Raw genomic sequence first — 4455 nt, forward strand, 5'->3', positions numbered from 1 at the left:
GCCTCACCGGCCACCGTCGCAGCTCGGCTCACCGCCGAGGCCGCATCCGGAGCCGGATTCGGGCACGAGGTGCGTTACCGCGACGGCCGCCGGTACACGGTGGCGTCCCGGTCGGTCAGCGCGCGGCGCAGGACGGCCAGCCCCCGTTCGGTGTCCAGCGGGACCAGGCCGATGCCGCGCAACCGCTCCGTGGTGGCCGCGTCCGTGCCCATGCCGCCGTCCGCCCACAGCGGCCAAGCGACGGACACGGTCCGGCCGCTGCGCTCCCCCGCCGCGACGAGAAGGTTGCGGTGCACCGCGTAGGCGTCCATGAAGGCGTTGGCGGCAGCGTAGTCGGCCTGGCCGAGATTGCCGAAGGCACCGCTGGCCGAGGACAGACAGGCGAAGACCTCCAGCGGCTGGTCGCGGCTCAGCTCGTCGAGGTGGAGCAGCCCGGCGACCTTGGGTGCCAGAACACGTGCCAGCTCTGCCGGGGACTTGCTCACGAGGAGCCTGTCCTCGATAACCCCGGCACCGTGCAGGATGCCGGTCAGCGGCCCGTGTTCGCCGGTGACATCGGCCAGCAGTCGGGCTACGGAGCCCCGGTCCGCGACGTCCGTACGCCGGTGCTCCACGGTCAGCCCCGTGGCGCGCAGCGCGTCCAGCGAGGTCCGCTGTGACTCGGTGAGCGCCGAGCGGCCGACCAGCACCACCGTGGCGTGCCGGACCGAACCGGCGATGTCACCGGCCACGATCCGGCCCAGAGCGCCGACGCCCCCGGTGATGAGGTAGACGCCGTTCTCCCGCCAGGGCAGGCCCGGGGCACCATCCGTGGTGACCTCGTCCAGGGCCACCGTGTACCGGCGGCCGTCGCGGTAACGCACCTCGTGCCCGAATCCGGCTCCGGATGCGGCCTCGGCGGTGAGCCGAGCTGCGACGGTGGCCGGTGAGGCACCGTCGAGGCAGTCGACGAGCCGGGTGTGCAGGTGGGGGTTCTCCTGGCCGGCCGTGCGCAGCAGCCCGGCCAGCCCGCGCAGACAGGCGAGCTGGTCCCGCTCGGGTCCAGTGCCGGTGGGCTGGGCCAGTGCGACCTGGAACAGCTCCGGCCGGGACAGGCCGGGCCGCAGGATGTCCTGGACCCGTGTGAGCACCGCTTGTGCGGCCACGGTGTACTGACGGTCCAACGGTCCGTCGGCGAGTTCGACGAACCGGCAGTCGGTTTCCGGCGGCAGCGCGGCCCGCAGGGAGTCACGCTCGTCCGCCGTGAGGGTGCCGATCACTGCCACGTGGTGCGCGGCGTGGCGGTCCCGCTCACCGGCCGGGGGAGCTTCATCGGCCACCCAGCCCGGACGCAGCAGGACCACTTCCCCGTCCGGCTCGTTTCTGTCGGGCAAGCTCTGCTCCGCACCGCCCGAGAGCCCGGGGAGATCGATCCAGCAGCGCTCGCGGCTGAAGGGGTAGCCCGGCAGCGGCACCCGGCGCGGCGCCGACGCGGCGCCGTCCGCTCCGTACACCGTCTCCCACGGCACGGCGGTCCCCGCGGCCCACAGCCGCAGCAGCCGGTCGCCGGCACCGTTGCGGAACCAGTCGTCCAGGGCGTCCGCGAGAGCCACCTCGTCCGGTGCGACATCCGTGAGGACGGTGCCGCGCACCCAGCCGCCCGGCCGCTCGGGACCGTCGGCGAACTCCGCGAGCAGTGCCCTGGCCTCGGCCATCGAGCCCACCGCGAACGCCAGCCGCTCCTGCAGCGCCATACGGCCCGTCTGGAGAGTCCGGGCGACGCCGGGCAGGTCCTTCTCGGTCAGCTCCGCCAGCCGGTCCCGCAGTCGCCGGGCCTGCTCGACCAGTTGGCCCTCGCTCATGGCCGAGAGCACCAGCAACGCGGGCCTTGGCGCGGTCTCCCTCCTCGGTGACGCGGCGGGCGTCTCGTACTCGGCGAGGACGATGTGCGCGTTCGCACCACCCGCACCGAAACTGGACACCCCGGCAACGCGCGGGAGGGTGCGGACGACTCCTTCGTCCTCCACGGTGGGTGGCCGCCACGGCTCCAGGTTCTGCTGTACGCGCAGTGGAGTGCCGTCGAAGTCGATGTGCGGGTTGAGGGTGCGCGCGTGCAGGCTCGGCACGAGCTGCCCGTGCCTCATCTGGAGCAGCACCTTGGTGACCCCGGCGATGCCGGCCGCGCTCTCGGCGTGCCCGATGTTGGACTTGACCGAGCCGATCGCACAGTGCTTCGGAAGACAGCCCGCCTCCTGGAAGGCCCTGGCCAGGCCCGCGATCTCGATCGGATCGCCCAGCGCGGTACCGGTGCCGTGCGCCTCGATGTAGCCGACCGACCGGGGGTCGATTCCGGAGGCGGCCAGCGCCTCGCCGATGACCCGGCTCTGGGCCACGGGACTGGGCACGGTGTAACCGGTGGTGCGGCCTCCGTGGTTGACCGCGGTGCCCTTGATCACGGCATGGATGTGGTCCCCCTCCTCCACGGCGCGTGCCAGCGGCTTGAGCAGCACGGCGCCGACGCCCTCGCCGGGCACATAGCCGTCGCCGCCGGCGCCGAAGCTGCGGCAGCGGCCGTCGCTGGAGAGGTAGTTGCGCTGCCTCAGCATCAGGTATTTGTTGGGGTGCGAGGTGAGGTTCACGCCGCCCGCGATCGCGGCACCGCACTGGCCGCTGCGGATGGCCTCACAGGCCAGGTGGATGGCGGTCAGCGAGGACGAGCACATGGTGTCCACGCTCATGCTCGGCCCGGTGAACCCGTAGAAGTAGGACACGCGGTTCGCCACGGACGACGCGCTCCCGGAGAGCGCCACCGGCTGTCCCCGTTCCTGGGCCTGCGCGCCGTAGAGCTGGTAGTCCTGGTACATCACGCCGGTGAACACGCCGACCTTGCCGCTGGTGCGGTTCAGCAAGTCCCCGGTGTATCCGGCGTCTTCCAGGGCGTGGTGCGCGCATTCCAGGAACAGCCGCTCATGGGGGTCGACGTACTCCGCCTCGCGCAGCGAGATCTGGAAGAACAGCGGGTCGAACAGGTCGATGCCGTCCAGGAAGCCGCCCCAGTCGTCGGCCGCGCCGTCGCCGGAGCCGTCCGTACTGCCCGCCCACGCGGGACGCTCCCACCGGCCGGTCGGGATCCGGCGCACCGAGTCGCGGCCGGAGCTGAGGTTCTCCCAGAACCGGTCCAGATCCGCCGCCTCCGGGTAACGGCCGCTGACGCCGATGATCGCGATGTCCATGCCGCGATCGGCAGACTCGGGCTCCGTCGGCCGCCCCGTCGTCCTCACCGGTCCGGGCAGGGCGGTGTCCGCGTCCTTCGGCAGGGCGCGGGTGCTCAGCCCGGTGAGGTCGGCGCACACCCGGCCCCGCTCGTCGAACACGGTGACATTCAGCAGGGGCTGCGCCGCACTCGGGCCGCTGCCCGGCTGGTACCGGACCCACGCGAAGGCCCGGGCGGGGGTGTCGCCGCGTACGTCCACCCACTCGACGGCGAACGGCAGCGCGGGCCCGGACGACCGGCTCTTCGGGCCGCCGTCCGCGAGCCGGAGGCCCACGGTGGCCTGCAGTGCCCCGTCCAGCACGGCCGGGTGCAGCACGCACTCGGTCAGGGGGTCGGCGGCAGCCGGCAGCCGCAGGTCGGCCAGTGCCTGGGGGCGTCCTGTCTCGTCGGTGCCCGTGCGAAGACCGGTCAGGGAGCGCTGGGCTCGGCCGTAGTCCAGGCCGGCGCGGGCGAAGAGCCCGTAGACGCGCTCCACCGGGATCTCCTCCCCGGCACAGCCGGCCCGCGCCCGCTCCAGGCTGGGCAGCTCGTGCTCGGCGTCCTCCACCGGGCGCGCCCGGCCCTGACAGCACAGGGTGTCGCCGTCGTCTCCCGGAGCCGTGATCGCGAACTGCAGGCCGCCGTCCACCCGTCGCACGGCGACCCGCAGCGTCAGACCGTCCGGTCCGCATACGGCGGGCCGCAGCCATACGACGTCCTCCAGCCGCACCGCCGCCCCGAACGCCAGGTCGAGGAAGGCGGCCACCGCCGCCCGCGCCATCTCCAGGTGCACGACACCTGGCAGGGTCCGGCCACCGCGTATCCGGTGATCCCTCAGAAACGCTTCCGTCCCGTCGAAATGGGTCTCATAAGCCGTCCCGTCATCGAGGGGCACGAGGCGGTGCAGCATCGGGTGCGGGTGCGCAGGGGCTTGGCCAGGGATCCACGAGGAGTCCTGCGGCACGACGCGGTCGCCGTGCTGGGCGACGAGGTGGGCCGACAGCGCCCGCACGGTCGGGAACGCGATGAGTACGGCGGACGTGAGCGCCAAGCCGTAGCGTTCGTTGAGGCGCTCGACGAAGGCGGACCGGCTGACCAGGTCGAAGCCCAGCTCCGTCAGCTCGGAATCCGGGCCCACCTCCTCGACCGGCAGGTCCAGGAGAGCCGCTATCTCGTCGCTCAGTTCGGCGGACACGGCGGGCGTGGGGTCTGTGGGGGCACCG

The 4455-nt window shown here is 72.9% G+C and carries 1 protein-coding gene; it reads right to left on the reverse strand.

Features of this window, described 5'->3' with window-relative positions; genetic code table 11:
• Positions 1-74: 74 nt before the first annotated feature.
• Positions 75-4427 carry a beta-ketoacyl synthase N-terminal-like domain-containing protein gene (locus C1I97_RS32120; RefSeq protein ID WP_258382834.1) on the reverse strand — a complete coding sequence of 1451 codons (4353 nt, stop codon included), beginning with the start codon at positions 4425-4427 and terminating at the stop codon, positions 75-77.
• Between the last annotated feature and the right edge of the window lie 28 nt (positions 4428-4455).

The organism is Streptomyces sp. NTH33 (assembly GCF_003236365.1).
GTDB lineage: Bacteria > Actinomycetota > Actinomycetes > Streptomycetales > Streptomycetaceae > Streptomyces.